This window comes from Martelella sp. AD-3, assembly GCF_001578105.1.
GTDB lineage: Bacteria > Pseudomonadota > Alphaproteobacteria > Rhizobiales > Rhizobiaceae > Martelella.
In genome coordinates this window covers 2,913,943-2,929,560 of sequence record NZ_CP014275.1, presented here as the reverse complement: position 1 = coordinate 2,929,560, position 15,618 = coordinate 2,913,943, and the positions used below count along the sequence as shown (strand labels likewise).

Genomic DNA, 15,618 nt, shown 5'->3' with positions numbered 1-15,618 from the left:
GCCGGGATCGCGCGCGGCGCAACAGCCTTCAGGCGTGGGTGATCCGTTTTGCCATTCGGCGGGCGGCGTCGAGATCATCCGGCGTGTTGATGTTGAAGAACGGATCGACCGCGCCGTCCTCCGTCGAAATCGGCGGGAAGTCGACGGTGCGGCATGGGTGGTCCGCGACGAAATCCATCAGTCTCCGGTTGGAGCCCGAGGCAAGCCAGTTTGAAAGCGCGTCGCGCAGCGCAAGCGGCCAGAGGGCGAAGACAGGATGGACGCGGCCTGCCGAGCGGGCAAGCACGATCGTGTCGGCCGCGGGCCCGGCGGCGGACAGGCGTTCAGCGAGATCGGCCGGGAAGAAGGGCGTGTCGACGGCGAGCGAGACCATGTGCGTCGCCCCGGGCGCGTGCGCGCGAAGGTGGGAAAGGGCGGCGAGAATGCCGGCAAGCGGGCCCTCATGCGCGCTGCCGGCGTCGCGGATAATGGTGGCGCCGGGCAGCGCGGACAGGTCATCGCCGTGACGGCTGACGAGAACCGGCCGGGCCTGGCGTGCGATCCGGCGATGGGCGCGACGCAGCAGCGTCTCGCCCTCAAGCATCAGCATCGCCTTGTCCGCGCCCATGCGTCGCGACGCGCCGCCGGCGAGGATGACGGCGGGAAGCGGCGTCATTTTCTCTCCTCCAGCAGGTCTTCCTCCGCCCTGACGAGCGGGCCGCCGCCTTCGGAGGCGACCGGCTGACCCGTTTCGGCGAGCGGCTCAAGCCCCTTCTTGCGCTCGCGGTAGAAGGAATAGAGGCCGGCACAGACAATGATGGCGCCGCCGATGAGAACATTGGCGTCCGGGTATGTGCGGAACAGGAGGATGCCCAGAAGCGTCGCCCACAGCAGCCCGGCATAGCGGAAGGGCGCGATATAGGAAATATCGGCAAGGCGTACGGCAAAGACGACGAACTGGTAGCCGGACAGGAGGAAGAGGGCGGCGAGCACGAGCTTCAGCATGATCGGCCAGCTCATCATGCTCCAGTCCTGCTCGATCGTGCCGAGCACGGCGCCGCCGATCGTCAGCAGCACCGCGGTTGCCAGCGTGATGATGATGGCCGGAACGTCGGAGCGGATCGTCTTGGTCAGAAGGTCCCTGGCCGAAGCCGCGAGCATGGCGACCACGGCATAGCCCGCGCCCTGCTGGAAACCGTCCGGACCGGGCTGGATGATGATCATCACGCCGACAAAGCCGACAATGATGGCGCTCCAGCGCCGCCAGCCGACCGGCTCCTTCATGAAAAGCGCCGCGCCCAGCGTCACCGCAAGCGGCAGGCACTGTATGATCGAGGCGGCATTGGCGAGCGGCATCTGCTTCAGCGCCTGGAGAAAGGCGACGGCGGCAACCAGTTCGCACAGGCTGCGCGCGATCACGCGCCGATCGGAGACCGCGCCCAGGCGAGAAAGAGCGCGGCTGCGCCAGGCGATCAGAACCGTGAAAGCGGTGAGGATGAGCCCTCTGACGAACATGATCTGGCCGAGACCGATTTCCTCGGTCAGAAGTTTCGCGGTCGCGTCGGTCAGTGAAAAGCCGGCCATCGCCGCGATCATGAAGGCGGCGCCGGTGACATTGGAGGAGGTGCGCATCATTGGTCTCGTTATCTTATGTCTTGTTCATATAGACGATCAACGAGATTGAGAAGTGATCTGTGTCACGCTTTGCGAACGGATCAACCGCCGGTCATGCTCATGTGCCGGGCGACGGCGACGCGCGAATGCGTTTCATCGAGTTCGAAATCATGCGCTTCCGGCTTCCGGGCGATGGCGGCGTCGATCGCGCGATGCAGGACGGCGTCATCATCCGGATTGTCGCGCAGCACCTTGCGGAAGTCGGCATTGTCGTCATGGCCGAGACAGAGATAGAGCATGCCGGTGCAGGTCAGCCGCACGCGGTTGCAGGCCGCGCAGAAATTATGCGACAGCGGCGTGATGAATCCGAGCTTGCCGCCGGTCTCGGCAACGGTGACGAAACGGGCCGGGCCGCCGGTGGTCAGAGGAATATCGGTGAGGGTGAACCTTTCCTGAAGGTCGCGACGGACCTTGCTCAGCGGCAGATACTGGGCGGAGCGGTCGGTGTCGACCTCGCCGAGCGGCATGGCCTCGATCAGCGTCAGGTCCATGCCCTCTGCATGGGCATACCGCAGGAGCTCCGGAATTTCGTCCTCGTTGAAGCCCGCAAGGGCGACGGCGTTGAGCTTGACCTTCAACCCCGCCTTGCGGGCCGCCTCAAGCCCGGCCATCACCTTGTCGAAATCGCCCCAGCGGGTAATCGCGCGAAACTTCTGCGGGTCGAGCGTGTCGAGGGAGACGTTGATGCGCCGCACGCCGGCGGCATGAAGCTCGTCCGCAAAGCGCGAAAGCTGCGATCCGTTGGTCGTCAGCGTCAGCTCGTCAAGCGCGCCCTCGTCGATGCGCTGTCCAAGATTGCGGATCAGCTGCATCACATTCTTGCGCATCAGCGGCTCGCCGCCGGTCAGCCGCAGTTTCCTGACGCCCTTGTCGATGAAGGCGTTGCAGAGCCGTTCCAGCTCCTCCAGCGTCAGAAGATCGCGCTTGGGCAGAAACGTCATGTTTTCGGCCATGCAATAGGTGCAGCGGAAATCGCAGCGATCCGTCACCGAAACGCGCAAATATGTGATCTGCCGACCGAAGGGGTCGACCATCGGCCTCGGCCGGTCCGCGACGGGCTGTTTGTGTACGATATGCTGGTTCACCGGAACTTCTCCTTGCCCGGAACATGGAACGGGCCTTGGCAAGCGTCAAGTGAAGTGCGAAACACAGCCGCGTGATTTTGTCGAACCGCCGGGATGGACCATGACCGCGACCCCCACCGAAATCCGCGTCTCGCGGGACCGCAAGACGCTGACGGTCTCCTTCGAGGACGGCGCGCGTTTTGCGCTTGCCGCCGAAATGCTGCGCGTGCTCTCGCCCTCGGCCGAGGTCAAGGGGCACGGCCCCGGACAGGCGGTGACGGTGCCCGGCAAGCGCAATGTGGAGATCATGACGGTCGCGCCCGCCGGCAATTACGCCATCCGCATCGGCTTCGACGACATGCATGACAGCGGCATCTATACCTGGACCTATCTGAGGGAACTCGGCGAGGACGGCGCGCGGATGTTTGCCGACTACGAGGCGGAACTTGCGAAAAAGGGCATGACCCGCGACAGGGCGGAAAGGCCGCGCTAGATGTGGGCTTTCAGGAGGTTGTCCATTCGGAGCGTACCGAGGAGACTGGAGTTACCACGCTTCAGCACTCACCGGAGGCTCCGAATGAACATTCACAAGAATGCCCGACTGACCCCGCTGCGTCGAGAGGAGATGGCTGTTGCCGTTCTGTCTGGCGCGCTCACGAAAGCGCAGGCGGCTTTAGTCTATGCCGTTTCCCACAAGATCGTGTCTCGTTGGGTCGAGCGCTTCAGAAAGGGTGGACGCGCTGCAATGGCTGACCGGTCGTCGCGGCCCAGAAGCAGTCCCCGGCAGACCGATGCCATCTTGTGCGAGCGCATTGCCGCCCTTCGTCGTCAGCGCCTGACCGGCAGGCACATCGCCATGGAGACAGGCGTGTCACCGGCCACCGTCAGCCGCGTTCTCAAGCGGGTCGGTTTGTCCCGGATGAAGGACATTGCTCCAGCCGAACCGGTCGTGCGTTACGAATATGACGAGCCGGGCGGCCTGATCCATCTCGACATCAAGCGCCTTGGCCGCTTTAATCGCGTCGGCCACCGCATCACAGGCGACAGGACCGGCCAGAGCAATTCACGCGGCATCGGCTGGGAATATGTGCATGTGTGTATCGACGATGCATCCCGGATCGCATTCACTGACATCTTGCCCAACGAGAAGGCTGAAAGCGCCGTCGCATTTCTCAAGGCGGCAGTCGCCTATTATCAAAGCCTCGGCATCACGGTGAAGCGGGTCATGACCGACAATGGCTCGTGCTACATTGCCGGGGATTTCGCGAAAGCCTGCAAGGCGCTCCATCTGAAACATATTCGTACCAAACCTTACACGCCAAAGACAAACGGCAAGGCCGAGCGCTTCATCCAGACAGCATTGCGCGAATGGGCCTATGCGCGCGCCTATCCATCCTCAGAGCACCGAAAACGGCATCTGCCGAACTGGAACCACATGTACAATTGGCACCGTCCGCATGGCGGCATAAAGTCAAAAACACCGATCAGTCGACTCGGCATGAACCGAGACAACCTCTTGAGGCTCCACAGCTAGAGCGCTGTGCGCCCATTCGGACGCACAAGGCACGATGCGCCAGACGAAAGAGGACGACATGAAGACCGTTACGACCGTTGCGGAATTGCGGGCGCTCTACGGAGAACCCGGGCAGGCTGCACGCGCCAAGGTGGCGCCGGCGCTGACGCTGGCCTACAGGCGCTGGATCGAAGCATCGCCCTTCCTGGCGCTGGCGACGGCGGGACCGGAAGGACTCGATTGCTCGCCGCGCGGCGATGATGGCGCGGTGGTCCGCATCGCGGATGAGAAGACGGTGCTTTTGCCTGACTGGCGCGGCAACAACCGGACCGACTCGCTTGCCAATATCGTGCGCGATCCGCGCGTTGCCCTGCTGTTCATGGTGCCCGGCTCAAACAACACGCTGCGGATCAACGGTCGGGCGGTGGTCGCCGTCGAACCGGCGCTTCTCGAAAGCTTTGAAACGGAAGGCAGGCATCCCCGCAGCGTAATCGTGGTGACGATCGCCGAAGTCTATTTCCAGTGCGCCCGCGCGCTGATCCGTTCGGCATTGTGGAGTTCCGAGCGTCTCGTCGATCCCAAGTCCCTGCCGAGCGCCGGCGAGATGACGAAGGATGCAAGCGAGATGGCCTTCGACGCTGAGGCCTATGACCGGGAATGGCCGGAGCGCGCCGCCAAGAGCATGTGGTGATCAGGTCTTCGCGGTGGCCGCGGCACGGCGTCTCGGCCCTCCGCCGAGGATATCGGCCACCCATTTGAGCGAGGGAATGTTCTCGCACACCGTCAGAAGCGCGATCGTGATCGGCACGCCGAGAAATGTGCCGAACAGGCCCCACATGAAGGTCCAGAAGAAGATCGAGAACACCACGACGAAGGGCGAGATCGACAGCGTTGAACCCGACACCATCGGCTCCACGTAATTGCCGATGATGAACTGGATCAGGTTGAGGCAGACGAACAGCGCCAGCGCCGTTTCCCAGTGCTCGAACTGGATGACGCCGTAAAGCGAGGGAAAGACGGTGGCGATCACCGAGCCGATGAAGGGAATGTAGTTGAGCGCGAAGGCGATCACGCCCCACTCGACCGGAAAATCAAGACCCGTCAGCGTAGCCGAACTCCAGAACAGCACGCCGGTCATCGCGCTCATCTGGGTGCGCACCAGCATGTAGCGACCGAATTTCTTGGCCGTCGCATCGGCGATGCGGATCGCGGCGGAGGCGAATTCCGGCTTGTTGAGGTCCGCGATCCTTTGGCGGAGCTTGTCCACCTCGGTGAGGCCGAGAACCACATAGGCAAGCACCACCAGCCAGAAGCTGAGCGTCGTGCTCGCCTGTCCCGTCACCTGCCGCACGGTGCGGGCGATCAGGCCGACATTGAAGATGTCGTTGAGCGAGCTTGCGACGGAGAAGCCCTTCTCCCCGAGCCATGCGACGGCGTCCTGATAGGCGACCTGCAATTGCCAGGCGGCGTCGACGAACGATGTCGCCATGCGGGAAAAGCCCCAGATGACGAGCGTCGCGAAGATGACGAAGACGACAATCGTGCTGACAACGGTGATCGCCAGCGCGAGAAGCGGCGGCATGACCTTCTGCAACGCGTTCTTGATCGGCCAGGTGACGGCGATGATGAACAGCGCAAGCGCCACGGGTTTCAGGAAGCCGCCCGCCCAGCGGATTGCGATCAGGAGCAGGATGACGAATATCAGGGATGTGACGACGGTGACGCCGCGCCGCGAGCCCGTTGGCCCAGTTTCAGACATTCGTGTCTCTTAAAATGACTAGCTTGAGCGGATGTGGCTGAAAATGTATCGTTCCCGCCAGTCATACGCAAGCGCTCCCATGCGCTGCCACACGCGATTGTGCGCGGGAAGGAAAATCATGAGTGAGTTCATCGAGACCGTCGCCAGCCCCGATCAGGTGCTTTCATTCTGGTTTGACGAACTGACGCCGAAAGACTGGTTCCAGCCCGACGATGTGGCGGCTCTCGACAACGCCATCCTCTACCGTTTCTTTGCCACCCACCGGGCGCTGGCGCGCGATGTCGACGGAGCCTGGCGGGCAACGCCCGAGGCCCAGCTTGCGGCCGTGATCGTGCTCGACCAGTTTCCGCGCAACATCTACCGCGCAACGCCCATGGCCTTTGCCACCGACATGCTGGCGCTCCGGGAAGCGAAGCTGGCGATCGCCAGCGGCGCCCACGAAAAGGTCGCCGAAAGCCGTCGGGCGTTTTTCTTCATGCCGTTCGAACATTCCGAAAATCTTGCCGATCAGGACCGTTCGGTAGCGCTCTTTGCCGCGCTCGGCAATGAGGAGTTCTCGTCCTATGCCGAAAGCCACCGGGAGGTGATTGCCCGGTTCGGCCGTTTTCCCCATCGCAATCCGATCCTGAAGCGGCGCTCGACCCGCGCCGAACTGGCCTATCTTTCGGGCGGGGAAAGCACCGGCTGGGGGCAGAAATAGACTTCCGCCGTCATCAAAACGACGCGCTTGGGCGGTTCAAGGCGCGTCTGTGAGTTTCTGGAGAAAGAAAGGGATCCGATGCGGCGGAAAAAGGCGAGGGGCGGTTTCCGGCTTGCGGTGTTGGCGGCGGGGCTTCTTTGCGTCCTGTCCGGCGCCCCCGTCCATGCCCAGCAGGCAACGCCCGCCCCGCCTTCCGCTTCCGGCACGGGGCAGCAGCCGAACGATGCGGTGGCGACGACACGCGATCCGTTCATTTCCGAGACCGCGACGGCGCTCGATTCCTATGGCGATGCGCTGTCCTCGATTTCCGAGGCGGTCGGCGGCGAGGGCGGCAGCGACGATGCGCTGGCCAGGCTGCAGGTTCAGGTCGACCAGCTTCAAAGCGAGCTTTCAAAGACCGACGGCGCCATTCAGGCCCGGCTTGGCGATGTCCGCGCTCAACTGGCGGAGCTTGGCAGCGCGCCCGGGCCGGGCGAAAGCCCGGAGCCGGACGTGACGACGCAGGAGCGCAACACGCTCCTTGCCGAGCGTTCCGAGCTCAACGCACTCGCCGACAGGCTGAGCAAGCTTGGATCCTCGGCCGAGGAAACCTCCGACAGGGTATCCGAGATCCGGCGCGAGCAATTCGCCCGCGCCTTGTTCAAGCATACCGATCTGCAGGAGCTTTTCTCGACCGATTTCGGGACGCTCTGGCATCAGCAGTTTGACGCTTTCAGGGCGTCTTATGGCGGCTGGCTGAGTTTCATCTGGCAGTCGAAACGCATCCAGTTCATCATCGCCAACCTGCTCTCGATCCTTGCCGCGGCCTTTGCCTACCGGCTCTCCACGCGGTTTGTCGAACGCACGAAGCTGGACCTGCAGATGGAGGAGCCGGACTACGTGATCCGCTTGCTGGCCGCCTTCTGGACGACGATGATCCCCTGCCTGGCGCTTTTCGCCTTTCTCACCGTGTCCTATGTCCTGTTTGTCGGCATGGGCATTTTCCTGCCCGATGTCGAGCGCTTCGTCCTTCAGGCCTATGTGTCGGGCGCGATCATCTTCTTCGTGTTCCTCCTGTCGCGCAATGTGCTGACGCCGGGCCGGCCGCAATGGCGGCTGATGCCGATCGGCAACGCCGCTTCGCGCAACCTGATGCTGGCCTTCACGGCAATGGCCCTGATCAACTGGGGTGATATCCTGATCGGCGTGCTGAACGAGACGCTGGACGCCGGCGTCCAGATCGATGTGCTGCGCAGCCTGATTTCCTCCGTCCTGATCGGCGCCATTCTCGTGGCCGTATCCTTCATCCGCCCGCGGCCGCCGGTCGAGGCGGAGAAGAAGCGCACGCGCACGATCGCTCTCCTGTTTCCCTCTGCCATCGCCTTTTCCGCGCGCATGGTCGGGCTGTTCGTCATGCTCTGCGCGCTGGTCGGCTACGTGGCGCTTGCCCGTTTCGCCGCCAAGCAGGTGGTGCTGACCGGCGCCGTGCTGATCACCATGTATATCGGCATGCTCGTCGGCCAGGCGGTATCGCAGGCCGGCAGCATTGCCCGCACCAGTTTCGGAAAGCGCTTCGTCGAACGGTTCCAGCTGTCGGCCGTGCGCGCCGACCAGTTGTCGCTGCTTGCCGGGCTGTTCATCTACGCGCTGACGCTGTTCATCGGCATTCCGCTGGTGCTGCTGTCCTGGGGCGTGCGCTACGAGCAGATGCGGCTGTGGGCCGCAAACAACCTGACCTCCGTCACCATCGGCTCGATCACCATTTCACTTGGCGGCATTCTGGTCGGGGTCCTGCTGTTCGTCGGCGGCTTTCTCGCGACGCGGTGGTTCCAGGGCTGGTTCGACAACAATGTCCTGTTGCGTTCGCGCGCCGATGCCGGCGTCCGCAATTCCGTCAAGACCGGGATAAGCTATCTCGGCATCGTGTTGGCGAGCCTCCTGGCGATCTCGGCGGCAGGCGTCAATCTCTCCAGCCTGGCGCTGGTCGCCTCCGCCCTGTCCATCGGCATCGGCTTCGGCCTGCAGACGATCGTCTCCAACTTCGTTTCCGGCCTGATCCTGCTGGCCGAGCGGCCGTTCAAGGTCGGCGACTGGATCGTGTCCGGGACCACGGAGGGTTTCGTCAAGCGCATTTCCGTGCGCGCGACCGAGATCGAGACCTTCCAGCGCCAGTCAATCATCGTGCCGAATTCCGAACTGATCAACGCCTCCGTCGGCAACTGGATGCACCACAACCAGATGGGCCGCTCCGAGGTCGCCGTCGGCGTCTCCTATGACAGCGATCCGCGAAAGGTGATGGATATCCTGATGGACATTGGCACCTCGCATCCGCTGGTACTGCAGAATCCGGAGCCGATGGTGATCTTCATGGGGTTCGGCGAATCGACGCTCGATTTCGAGGTCCGCGTCTATCTCGCCGACGTGTTCAACGGCATTTCCGTGCGTAACGACATCCGCGTGGCGATCTTCGAGCGCTTCAAGGAGGAAGGCATCACCATTCCCTATCCGCAGCGCGACCTGCATATCATCCCGCAGAAGGAGCGCCGCGACGAGCTGGCGGATGCAATCCGCAAGCACACGCGGAAGAACGCTCCGGCGGAACCCGTCGCGCCGGCGCACGAGGCCCGGCCGATGTTCGACCATCCCGACGCCGGCAATGATGACGGCGGCGAGCGCTAGAGCGCCATGCGTCCATTCGGGCGCACAAAGGACGCTCTAACCTATTTTATCTACGCATCGTGCTTTCCGGAAATCGATTCCGATTTTCGGGCCGATGCGCTAGGCAAATCAAGCCGCGTCGCGCCCGCAGGACTGCATGTCGCAAACGGGCTGTTTCCGGTGCGGCGAGCGTTGCATAGTCGTCTGATACGGAGCCCGGCGGGCGGGCGGCCAATCACGGTGACAAGAGGCGGAACGGATGACGACGAAGACGAGGGCTCTGGTGATCGGCGGCGGCGTCGTCGGCGTGTCGACGCTTTATCATCTGGCGAAGAAGGGCTGGGACGATGCGGTCCTGATCGAGCGCAAGGAACTGACCTCCGGCTCGACCTGGCATGCCGCGGGCCTTCTGCCACTGTTCAACATGAGCTATTCCGTCGGCCAGCTGCACAAATATTCGGTCAATCTCTATTCGGCGCTGGAGGAAGAGACCGGCCTCAATGTGGGGTTCTCCAAGGTCTCCAATATCCGCCTTGCCATGACACAGGACCGGATGGACGAGTATCTCTATTATTCCGGCATTGCCGAGACCATCGGCGTTGATTTCAGGTTCCTGACGCCGGAACAGGTGAAGGAGGTCTGGCCGCTGTGCGAGACGGACGGTATACTGGGCGCGATCCAGCATCCCGGGGACGGCTATATCCAGCCCGCCGACCTGACCCAGGCGCTGGCCAAGGGCGCGCGCGACAAGGGCGGCCGGATCATGCGCAACACCACGGTGACCGAGATCCGCCAGAACCTTGACGGCACTTGGCATGTGGAAACCGATAAAGAGGCGTTTACCGCCGATCATGTGATTTCCTGCACCGGCAATTTCGCGCGGCGGACCGGCGCCATGGTCGGCCTCAACGTGCCGGTTATTCCGGTCGAGCACCAATATATCGTCACCGAGCCGCATCCCGCGATTCTGGAGCGAAAAAGGCAGGGCCTGCCCGAGATGGGCGTGCTGCGTGAATCCGACAGCGCCTGGTATATGCGCGAGGAGGCTGGCGGCCTGATCCTCGGGCCGTACGAGGTCGGCGCGCCGGTCTGTTATGTCGACGGGCCTTCCGACGACAGCGAATACGAGCTGTTCCAGGAGGAGCTCGACCGGCTGATGCCGCATATCGAAACCGCGATGGCCCGCGTTCCGGCCTTTGCGGAAGTCGGCATCAAGAAGGTCTATAACGGCGCGATCGCCTATACGCCCGACGGCAACCCGATTGTCGGGCCTGCGCCGGGGCTGAGGAATTTCTGGCTGAACGAGGGGCATTCCTTCGGCATTACCGCTGCCGGCGGCGCCGGCTGGCAATTGGCCGAATGGATCGTCAACGGCGAGCCGACCGTGGACCTTGCCGGCGTCGATCCGCGCCGCTTCGGGCCCTACGCGACCGAGGGCTACCTCATCGCCAAGAACGAGGAGGCCTATGCCAATGTCTTCACCATGCACTATCCGGACGAGGAGCGCGGGGCCGCCCGGCCGCTGAAGACTTCGCCGGTCTACGAGCGGCTGAAGGCGCTCGGCGGCGTGTTTGGCTCGGTCTATGGCTGGGAGCGGGCCAACTGGTATGCGCCCGAAGGCTATGCGCTGGACGAGAGCGAACTCGGCGTCGGAGCCGATGTCATCACCAGCCACAACCATGCCCCGCCGCTGGAGGATGGCCGGATCGTGGAAAAATGGTCGTTCCGCCGCTCCAACTATTTCGAGCATGTCGGCAACGAGGTGAAACACGTCCACGAGAAGGTCGGCGTGCTCGACATGACGCCGTTCGCCAAGATGGAAGTCTCGGGCGTCGGCGCGCGCGACTTTCTCGACAGCATCTTTGCCAACGCGATCCCGAAAAAGCGCGGCCGGATCGCGCTCTGCCACCTCCTGGGCCAGGAAGGCGGGGTGAGGGCGGAGTTCACGCTTTACGAATGGGCGCCCGACCGCTTCTATCTTGTCTCCGGCGCGGGGCTTGAAAGCCATGACCACGATCTGCTGATGAAGCTCGCGCCGAGCGATGGCTCGGTGACGCTCCGGCCGCTGACCATGGAAATGGGCGTGCTCGTGGTTGCTGGGCCGAAGTCGCGCGATCTTCTGAAGAAATTGACGCGCACATCGCTCGAAAACGCCGATTTCCCCTGGTTGACGGGCCAGCCGATCTCGATCGGCGCTGCAGGCTGCTATGCGCTCAGGGTCAACTTCGTCGGCGAACTCGGCTGGGAGCTGCACCACCCGATCGCGATGCAGACCTATATCTTTGACAAGCTGATGGAAGCCGGGGCCGAATTCGATATCAGGCCCTTCGGTATCCGGGCGATGGGGGCGATGGCGCTCGAAAAATCCTACCGCGCCATGCAGCGGGAGATGACCATCGAATACACGGCCTACGAATCGGGCCTCGACCGCTTCATCAAGCCGCAGAAGAATTTCATCGGCAAGGAGGCGCTGCTGTCGAAGAAGGAGGAGGGGCTTTCCGCCGTTTTCGCGACCCTCATCGTTGAAGGCGTCACCGATTGCGATGCCCGCGGCTCCGAGGCGATCTATGATCTCGACGGCAATCTGGCCGGCCGCGCGACCCAGGGCGGCTTCGGCTGGAGGATCGGCAAGTCGATCGCGCTGGCGATGCTGAATCCGGATTGTGCCGCGCCGGGCACGAAGCTGAAGATCCGCATCCTCGGGGCGTTGTTCGATGCCGCCGTTGTGGAGGAGAGCCCGTTCGATCCGGAGAACGAGGCGCTCAGGGCGTGAGTCGGACGGATGTCCATTTCAGTCCTCCGTCATGCCGGGCTTGCGCCGGCGCCCAGGGCGGCGCGGGGCAGTGGTCGGTCCGTGCGTATTTGGCCGGTCCGGCCTGCGCGTTCACTGTGGCTATGCCATCCGTCTGGCCCTGGAACCCGGCGCAAGGCCGGGATGGCGGAGCAGATAGGCCTTATGAATTGAACCGGACACGGAGCATTGCATCTTTGCTTCCAGGCTTTCTTGAAAAACACTCTTGCCAAGCGCGCCTCAGCCTCGTAAATGGGGCGCCAGATCAGATGGGGCGGCGCGATTACGCAAGCGGCCCGGTTTGATGAAGGGGTATAGCTCAGTTGGTAGAGCGGCGGTCTCCAAAACCGCAGGTCGGGGGTTCGAGCCCCTCTGCCCCTGCCAGTTTGACGGTTCTGCCGGCGCACGGCTCGGCGGCTCGCGTGAACGTGATACAAGAAAAATTTCGTTTTTCTCTTGTCTGAGCGAAAAACGATGATATGTAATGCAAAACAGACTCGCGGTGCGTGGAGCTGGTTACTTCCGCTTTACGTGCCGTAAAGGTGTGGGCAGTTTATGGCATCGAAAACCAATCCATTCACGTTTCTGCAGCAAGTGCGCGCTGAGACGGCCAAAGTCGTTTGGCCTTCCCGGCGCGAAACTGTGATCTCGACTCTCATGGTCATGGTGATGGTTGTCGTGGCAGCGTTCTTCTTCTTCGCGGCTGATCAACTGATGAGCCTGGCGATGAATTTCGTCCTCAATCTCGGCGCCTGATCGGGAAAAGGGGAGAAGCACTATGGCGATGCGCTGGTATATTGTTCATGCCTATTCCAACTTCGAGAAGAAGGTGGCGGAGGCAATCGAGGAGAAGGCCAAGCAGAAGGGCCTCGATCATTTCTTCGATCGTATCCTCGTTCCGACCGAAAAGGTCGTTGAAGTCCGTCGCGGCCGCAAGGTCGATTCGGAACGCAAGTTCTTTCCCGGCTATGTTCTGGTGCGGGCGGACCTCAATGACGAGGTCTTCCACCTGATCAAGAACACGCCGCGGGTAACCGGTTTTCTCGGCAGCGACCAGAAGCCCGTTCCGATCCCGGACTCCGAGGCCGAGCACATTCTCGGTCAGGTCCAGGAGGGCGTCGAGCGCCCGAAGGCGACCGTATCCTTCGAGATCGGCGAGAATGTCCGCGTTTCCGATGGTCCGTTCGCCTCGTTCAACGGCGTCGTCCAGGATGTCGACGAGGAACGCGCCCGCCTGAAGGTCGAGGTTTCGATCTTCGGCCGCGCAACGCCGGTCGAGCTGGAATACGCCCAGGTCGAAAAAGTTTGAGCTTTTGCCCCTCGGGGCAATTTCGCGTGGAAGGGCAGGGCGCTTAGCCGGTGTCCATCAATCCCGCACCACGCAACCGCAGCCGCCGGCAGGTGCCGGCATGATGGGCCGGCCCGCCGGTCCGAGATGAGAAAGGCAGAGTAATGGCTAAGAAAGTTGCAGGCCAGCTCAAGTTGCAGGTCCCGGCAGGTTCGGCAAACCCGTCCCCGCCGATCGGTCCGGCGCTTGGTCAGCGCGGCATCAATATCATGGAATTCTGCAAGGCGTTCAATGCCGCCTCGCAGGAAATGGAAAAGGGCATGCCCATCCCGGTAATCATCACCTATTACCAGGACAAGTCCTTTACCTTCGTCATGAAGCAGCCCCCGGTCTCCTACTTCCTGAAGCGGGAAGCGAAGATCAAGTCGGGTTCCAATACCCCGGGCAAGGCGAGCGCCGGTTCGATCTCCTCCGAGCAGGTCCGCAAGATCGCGGAAGCCAAGATGAGCGACCTGAACGCCGCCGATATCGAAGGCGCAATGCGCATGGTCGAGGGTTCCGCCCGCGCCATGGGCCTGGAAGTGACGGGTTGATTGCCATGACGAAGATTGCAAAGCGTATTCAGAAGACCCGCGAGGGCATCGACGTCAACAAGCTCTACCCGCTTGCCGAAGCGGTCCAGCTTGTCAAGGAACGGGCTGTCGCCAAGTTCGATGAGTCCATCGAAATCGCGATGAACCTCGGCGTTGACCCGCGTCACGCCGACCAGATGGTTCGCGGCGTTGTCAATCTGCCGAACGGCACGGGCAAGAGCGTTCGCGTTGCCGTGTTCGCCCGCGGTCCGAAGGCTGATGAAGCCAGGGAAGCCGGTGCGGACATTGTCGGCGCGGAAGATCTCGTCGAGCAGGTCCAGGCCGGCAATATCGATTTCGACCGCTGCATCGCGACCCCGGATATGATGCCGCTCGTCGGCCGTCTCGGTAAGGTGCTCGGCCCCCGCGGCATGATGCCGAACCCGAAGGTTGGCACCGTGACGATGGACGTCAAGGCGGCCATCGAAGCCTCCAAGGGCGGCGCTGTCGAGTTTCGCGTCGAAAAGGCCGGCATCGTGCATGCCGGCGTCGGCAAGGCCTCGTTTGATGCGAGCGCGCTGGAAGAAAACATCCGCGCCTTCGCCGATGCCGTGGTCAAGGCAAAGCCGGCCGGCGCCAAGGGCAACTACGTCAAGCGCGTCGCGCTGTCGTCGACGATGGGCCCGGGCGTCAAGATCGACTTCTCGTCGGTCAACGCTTAAGTTTTGAGTTTCCGGAAGCGATTGCCTTCCGGTGAAAAGTTTCCGGGCTCCAGGGCCCGGAAAACAGCCGGGACGAAAATCCCGGTTTCCTGTCCGAGATTGCAGGTGGGCAACCTTAATTCAATGCCTGCATGAGACGGGTGAGACCCAATTTTGCCGCTGGCGGTCAAGCCTACCGCGGTTGAGTTCGGTTCGAACCTGGTGTGCCTAGGCGCTTGAGAAATCGCGCGCCGAAGGGGGCAGGATCCTCGAGCGTCGCTTGGGATCTTGGGTCAAATCAAGTCCCTTGCGGCAAAGGCAACCGACAGGTCCGTCAATGGTCCTGTCAACTGGAGATAGGCAGTGGAAAGAGCGGAAAAACGCGAATTCGTCACGGAACTGAACGAAGTCTTCAAGGCTTCCGGTTCGGTTGTCGTGGCCCACTATGCCGGTGTCACCGTCGCGCAGATGAACGATTTTCGTTCGAAGATGCGTCAAGCGGGCGGCACTGTCAAAGTCGCGAAGAACCGCCTGGCCAGGATTGCCCTTCAGGGTACGGAGTCCGAGGGAATGGCTGACCTGTTCACGGGTCAGACGCTCATCGCTTATTGCGATGACCCGGTGACGGCTCCGAAGGTCTGCATGGATTTCGCCAAGACCAACGACAAGCTCGTTGTCATCGGCGGCGCCATGGGGGCAACCGTGCTCGATGCCGAGGGCGTCAAGTCGCTTGCGACGATGCCTTCGCTGGACGAGCTGCGTGCGAAGCTGGTTGGTATGATCCAGACCCCGGCGACGCGTATCGCGACGATTGCTTCTGCACCGGCAAGCCAGCTTGCCCGCGTGCTCAACGCCTACGCCACGAAGGACGAAGCCGCTTGAGGCGGTTTTTCGCTGTTTATGAAATTTCGACCCAGTTCGAACCAAACACACTGAAGGA

The 15,618-nt window shown here is 62.4% G+C and carries 15 protein-coding genes and 1 tRNA gene; 12 read left to right on the top strand and 4 right to left on the bottom strand.

The genetic code is table 11. The features are described from left to right. Positions 1-28 precede the first annotated feature (28 nt). The 3 genes from mobA to moaA all read right to left on the bottom strand — a co-directional run bounded on the left by mobA (position 29) and on the right by moaA (position 2,687). Entirely contained in the window at positions 29-655 is a 627-nt protein-coding gene (gene mobA / locus AZF01_RS13655) for a molybdenum cofactor guanylyltransferase MobA (RefSeq protein ID WP_024709256.1), read from the bottom strand. Further along, entirely contained in the window at positions 652-1,614 is a 963-nt protein-coding gene (locus tag AZF01_RS13650) for a DMT family transporter (protein ID WP_051424117.1), read from the bottom strand. The genes mobA and AZF01_RS13650 overlap by 4 nt, the downstream gene beginning before the upstream one ends. Positions 1,615-1,694: 80 nt before the next feature. Further along, complete coding sequence (gene moaA, locus AZF01_RS13645) at positions 1,695-2,687, bottom strand: GTP 3',8-cyclase MoaA (RefSeq protein ID WP_051424120.1); 993 nt, start codon at positions 2,685-2,687, stop codon at positions 1,695-1,697. Positions 2,688-2,838: 151 nt separating this feature from the next. On the opposite strand from moaA, the gene AZF01_RS13640 reads away from it, so the two are divergent. The 3 genes from AZF01_RS13640 (at position 2,839) to AZF01_RS13630 (ending at position 4,921) form a co-directional block, all read left to right on the top strand. After that, the gene (locus AZF01_RS13640; protein ID WP_024709259.1) at positions 2,839-3,210 is read left to right on the top strand and encodes a gamma-butyrobetaine hydroxylase-like domain-containing protein; all 372 of its coding nucleotides are present in this window, start codon (positions 2,839-2,841) and stop codon (positions 3,208-3,210) included. Positions 3,211-3,294: 84 nt separating this feature from the next. Then, entirely contained in the window at positions 3,295-4,251 is a 957-nt protein-coding gene (locus AZF01_RS13635; protein ID WP_061449689.1) for an IS481 family transposase, read from the top strand. Positions 4,252-4,309: 58 nt separating this feature from the next. Then, the gene (locus AZF01_RS13630) at positions 4,310-4,921 is read left to right on the top strand and encodes a pyridoxamine 5'-phosphate oxidase family protein (protein WP_024707350.1); all 612 of its coding nucleotides are present in this window, start codon (positions 4,310-4,312) and stop codon (positions 4,919-4,921) included. Here the strand turns inward: AZF01_RS13630 and AZF01_RS13625 are convergent, their stop codons facing one another. Beyond that, on the bottom strand, positions 4,922-5,989 hold the full coding sequence (locus AZF01_RS13625) for an AI-2E family transporter (RefSeq protein ID WP_024707351.1): 1,068 nt from the start codon (positions 5,987-5,989) through the stop codon (positions 4,922-4,924). Positions 5,990-6,107: 118 nt separating this feature from the next. On the opposite strand from AZF01_RS13625, the gene AZF01_RS13620 reads away from it, so the two are divergent. The 9 genes from AZF01_RS13620 (at position 6,108) to rplJ (ending at position 15,560) form a co-directional block, all read left to right on the top strand. Next, positions 6,108-6,689: a DUF924 family protein gene (locus AZF01_RS13620; protein WP_024707352.1), complete on the top strand. Its 582-nt coding sequence runs from the start codon at positions 6,108-6,110 to the stop codon at positions 6,687-6,689. 78 nt (positions 6,690-6,767) lie between these two features. Further along, positions 6,768-9,347 carry a mechanosensitive ion channel domain-containing protein gene (locus AZF01_RS13615; protein ID WP_152534484.1) on the top strand — a complete coding sequence of 860 codons (2,580 nt, stop codon included), beginning with the start codon at positions 6,768-6,770 and terminating at the stop codon, positions 9,345-9,347. 238 nt (positions 9,348-9,585) lie between these two features. Next, entirely contained in the window at positions 9,586-12,099 is a 2,514-nt protein-coding gene (locus AZF01_RS13610; RefSeq protein ID WP_024707353.1) for an FAD-dependent oxidoreductase, read from the top strand. A gap of 326 nt (positions 12,100-12,425) precedes the next feature. After that, a tRNA-Trp gene (locus AZF01_RS13605) sits at positions 12,426-12,501 on the top strand. Positions 12,502-12,672: 171 nt separating this feature from the next. After that, positions 12,673-12,873 carry a preprotein translocase subunit SecE gene (gene secE / locus AZF01_RS13600; protein WP_024707354.1) on the top strand — a complete coding sequence of 67 codons (201 nt, stop codon included), beginning with the start codon at positions 12,673-12,675 and terminating at the stop codon, positions 12,871-12,873. Positions 12,874-12,895: 22 nt separating this feature from the next. Next, positions 12,896-13,426, top strand: a complete 531-nt coding sequence (nusG, locus tag AZF01_RS13595) for a transcription termination/antitermination protein NusG (RefSeq protein ID WP_024707355.1) — start codon at positions 12,896-12,898, stop codon at positions 13,424-13,426. Positions 13,427-13,569: 143 nt separating this feature from the next. Further along, complete coding sequence (rplK, locus tag AZF01_RS13590) at positions 13,570-13,998, top strand: 50S ribosomal protein L11 (protein WP_024707356.1); 429 nt, start codon at positions 13,570-13,572, stop codon at positions 13,996-13,998. A 5-nt stretch (positions 13,999-14,003) separates the two neighbouring features. Continuing rightward, entirely contained in the window at positions 14,004-14,699 is a 696-nt protein-coding gene (gene rplA / locus AZF01_RS13585) for a 50S ribosomal protein L1 (protein ID WP_024707357.1), read from the top strand. Between the two features lie 342 nt (positions 14,700-15,041). Next, positions 15,042-15,560, top strand: coding sequence for a 50S ribosomal protein L10 (gene rplJ, locus AZF01_RS13580; RefSeq protein ID WP_024707358.1), 519 nt, complete (start codon positions 15,042-15,044; stop codon positions 15,558-15,560). Positions 15,561-15,618 lie beyond the last annotated feature (58 nt).

What these genes read in the sequence shown, in the direction of transcription:
- AZF01_RS13625 (WP_024707351.1), bottom strand. Translation starts at nt 5,989, where the DNA reads ATGTCTGAAACTGGGCCAACGGGCTCGCGGCGCGGCGTCACCGTCGTC.
- mobA (WP_024709256.1), bottom strand. Translation starts at nt 655, where the DNA reads ATGACGCCGCTTCCCGCCGTCATCCTCGCCGGCGGCGCGTCGCGACGC.
- AZF01_RS13615 (WP_152534484.1), top strand. Translation starts at nt 6,768, where the DNA reads ATGCGGCGGAAAAAGGCGAGGGGCGGTTTCCGGCTTGCGGTGTTGGCG.
- AZF01_RS13620 (WP_024707352.1), top strand. Translation starts at nt 6,108, where the DNA reads ATGAGTGAGTTCATCGAGACCGTCGCCAGCCCCGATCAGGTGCTTTCA.
- rplA (WP_024707357.1), top strand. Translation starts at nt 14,004, where the DNA reads ATGACGAAGATTGCAAAGCGTATTCAGAAGACCCGCGAGGGCATCGAC.
- AZF01_RS13610 (WP_024707353.1), top strand. Translation starts at nt 9,586, where the DNA reads ATGACGACGAAGACGAGGGCTCTGGTGATCGGCGGCGGCGTCGTCGGC.
- AZF01_RS13650 (WP_051424117.1), bottom strand. Translation starts at nt 1,614, where the DNA reads ATGATGCGCACCTCCTCCAATGTCACCGGCGCCGCCTTCATGATCGCG.
- rplK (WP_024707356.1), top strand. Translation starts at nt 13,570, where the DNA reads ATGGCTAAGAAAGTTGCAGGCCAGCTCAAGTTGCAGGTCCCGGCAGGT.
- nusG (WP_024707355.1), top strand. Translation starts at nt 12,896, where the DNA reads ATGGCGATGCGCTGGTATATTGTTCATGCCTATTCCAACTTCGAGAAG.
- AZF01_RS13630 (WP_024707350.1), top strand. Translation starts at nt 4,310, where the DNA reads ATGAAGACCGTTACGACCGTTGCGGAATTGCGGGCGCTCTACGGAGAA.
- secE (WP_024707354.1), top strand. Translation starts at nt 12,673, where the DNA reads ATGGCATCGAAAACCAATCCATTCACGTTTCTGCAGCAAGTGCGCGCT.
- AZF01_RS13635 (WP_061449689.1), top strand. Translation starts at nt 3,295, where the DNA reads ATGAACATTCACAAGAATGCCCGACTGACCCCGCTGCGTCGAGAGGAG.
- AZF01_RS13640 (WP_024709259.1), top strand. Translation starts at nt 2,839, where the DNA reads ATGACCGCGACCCCCACCGAAATCCGCGTCTCGCGGGACCGCAAGACG.
- moaA (WP_051424120.1), bottom strand. Translation starts at nt 2,687, where the DNA reads ATGGTCGACCCCTTCGGTCGGCAGATCACATATTTGCGCGTTTCGGTG.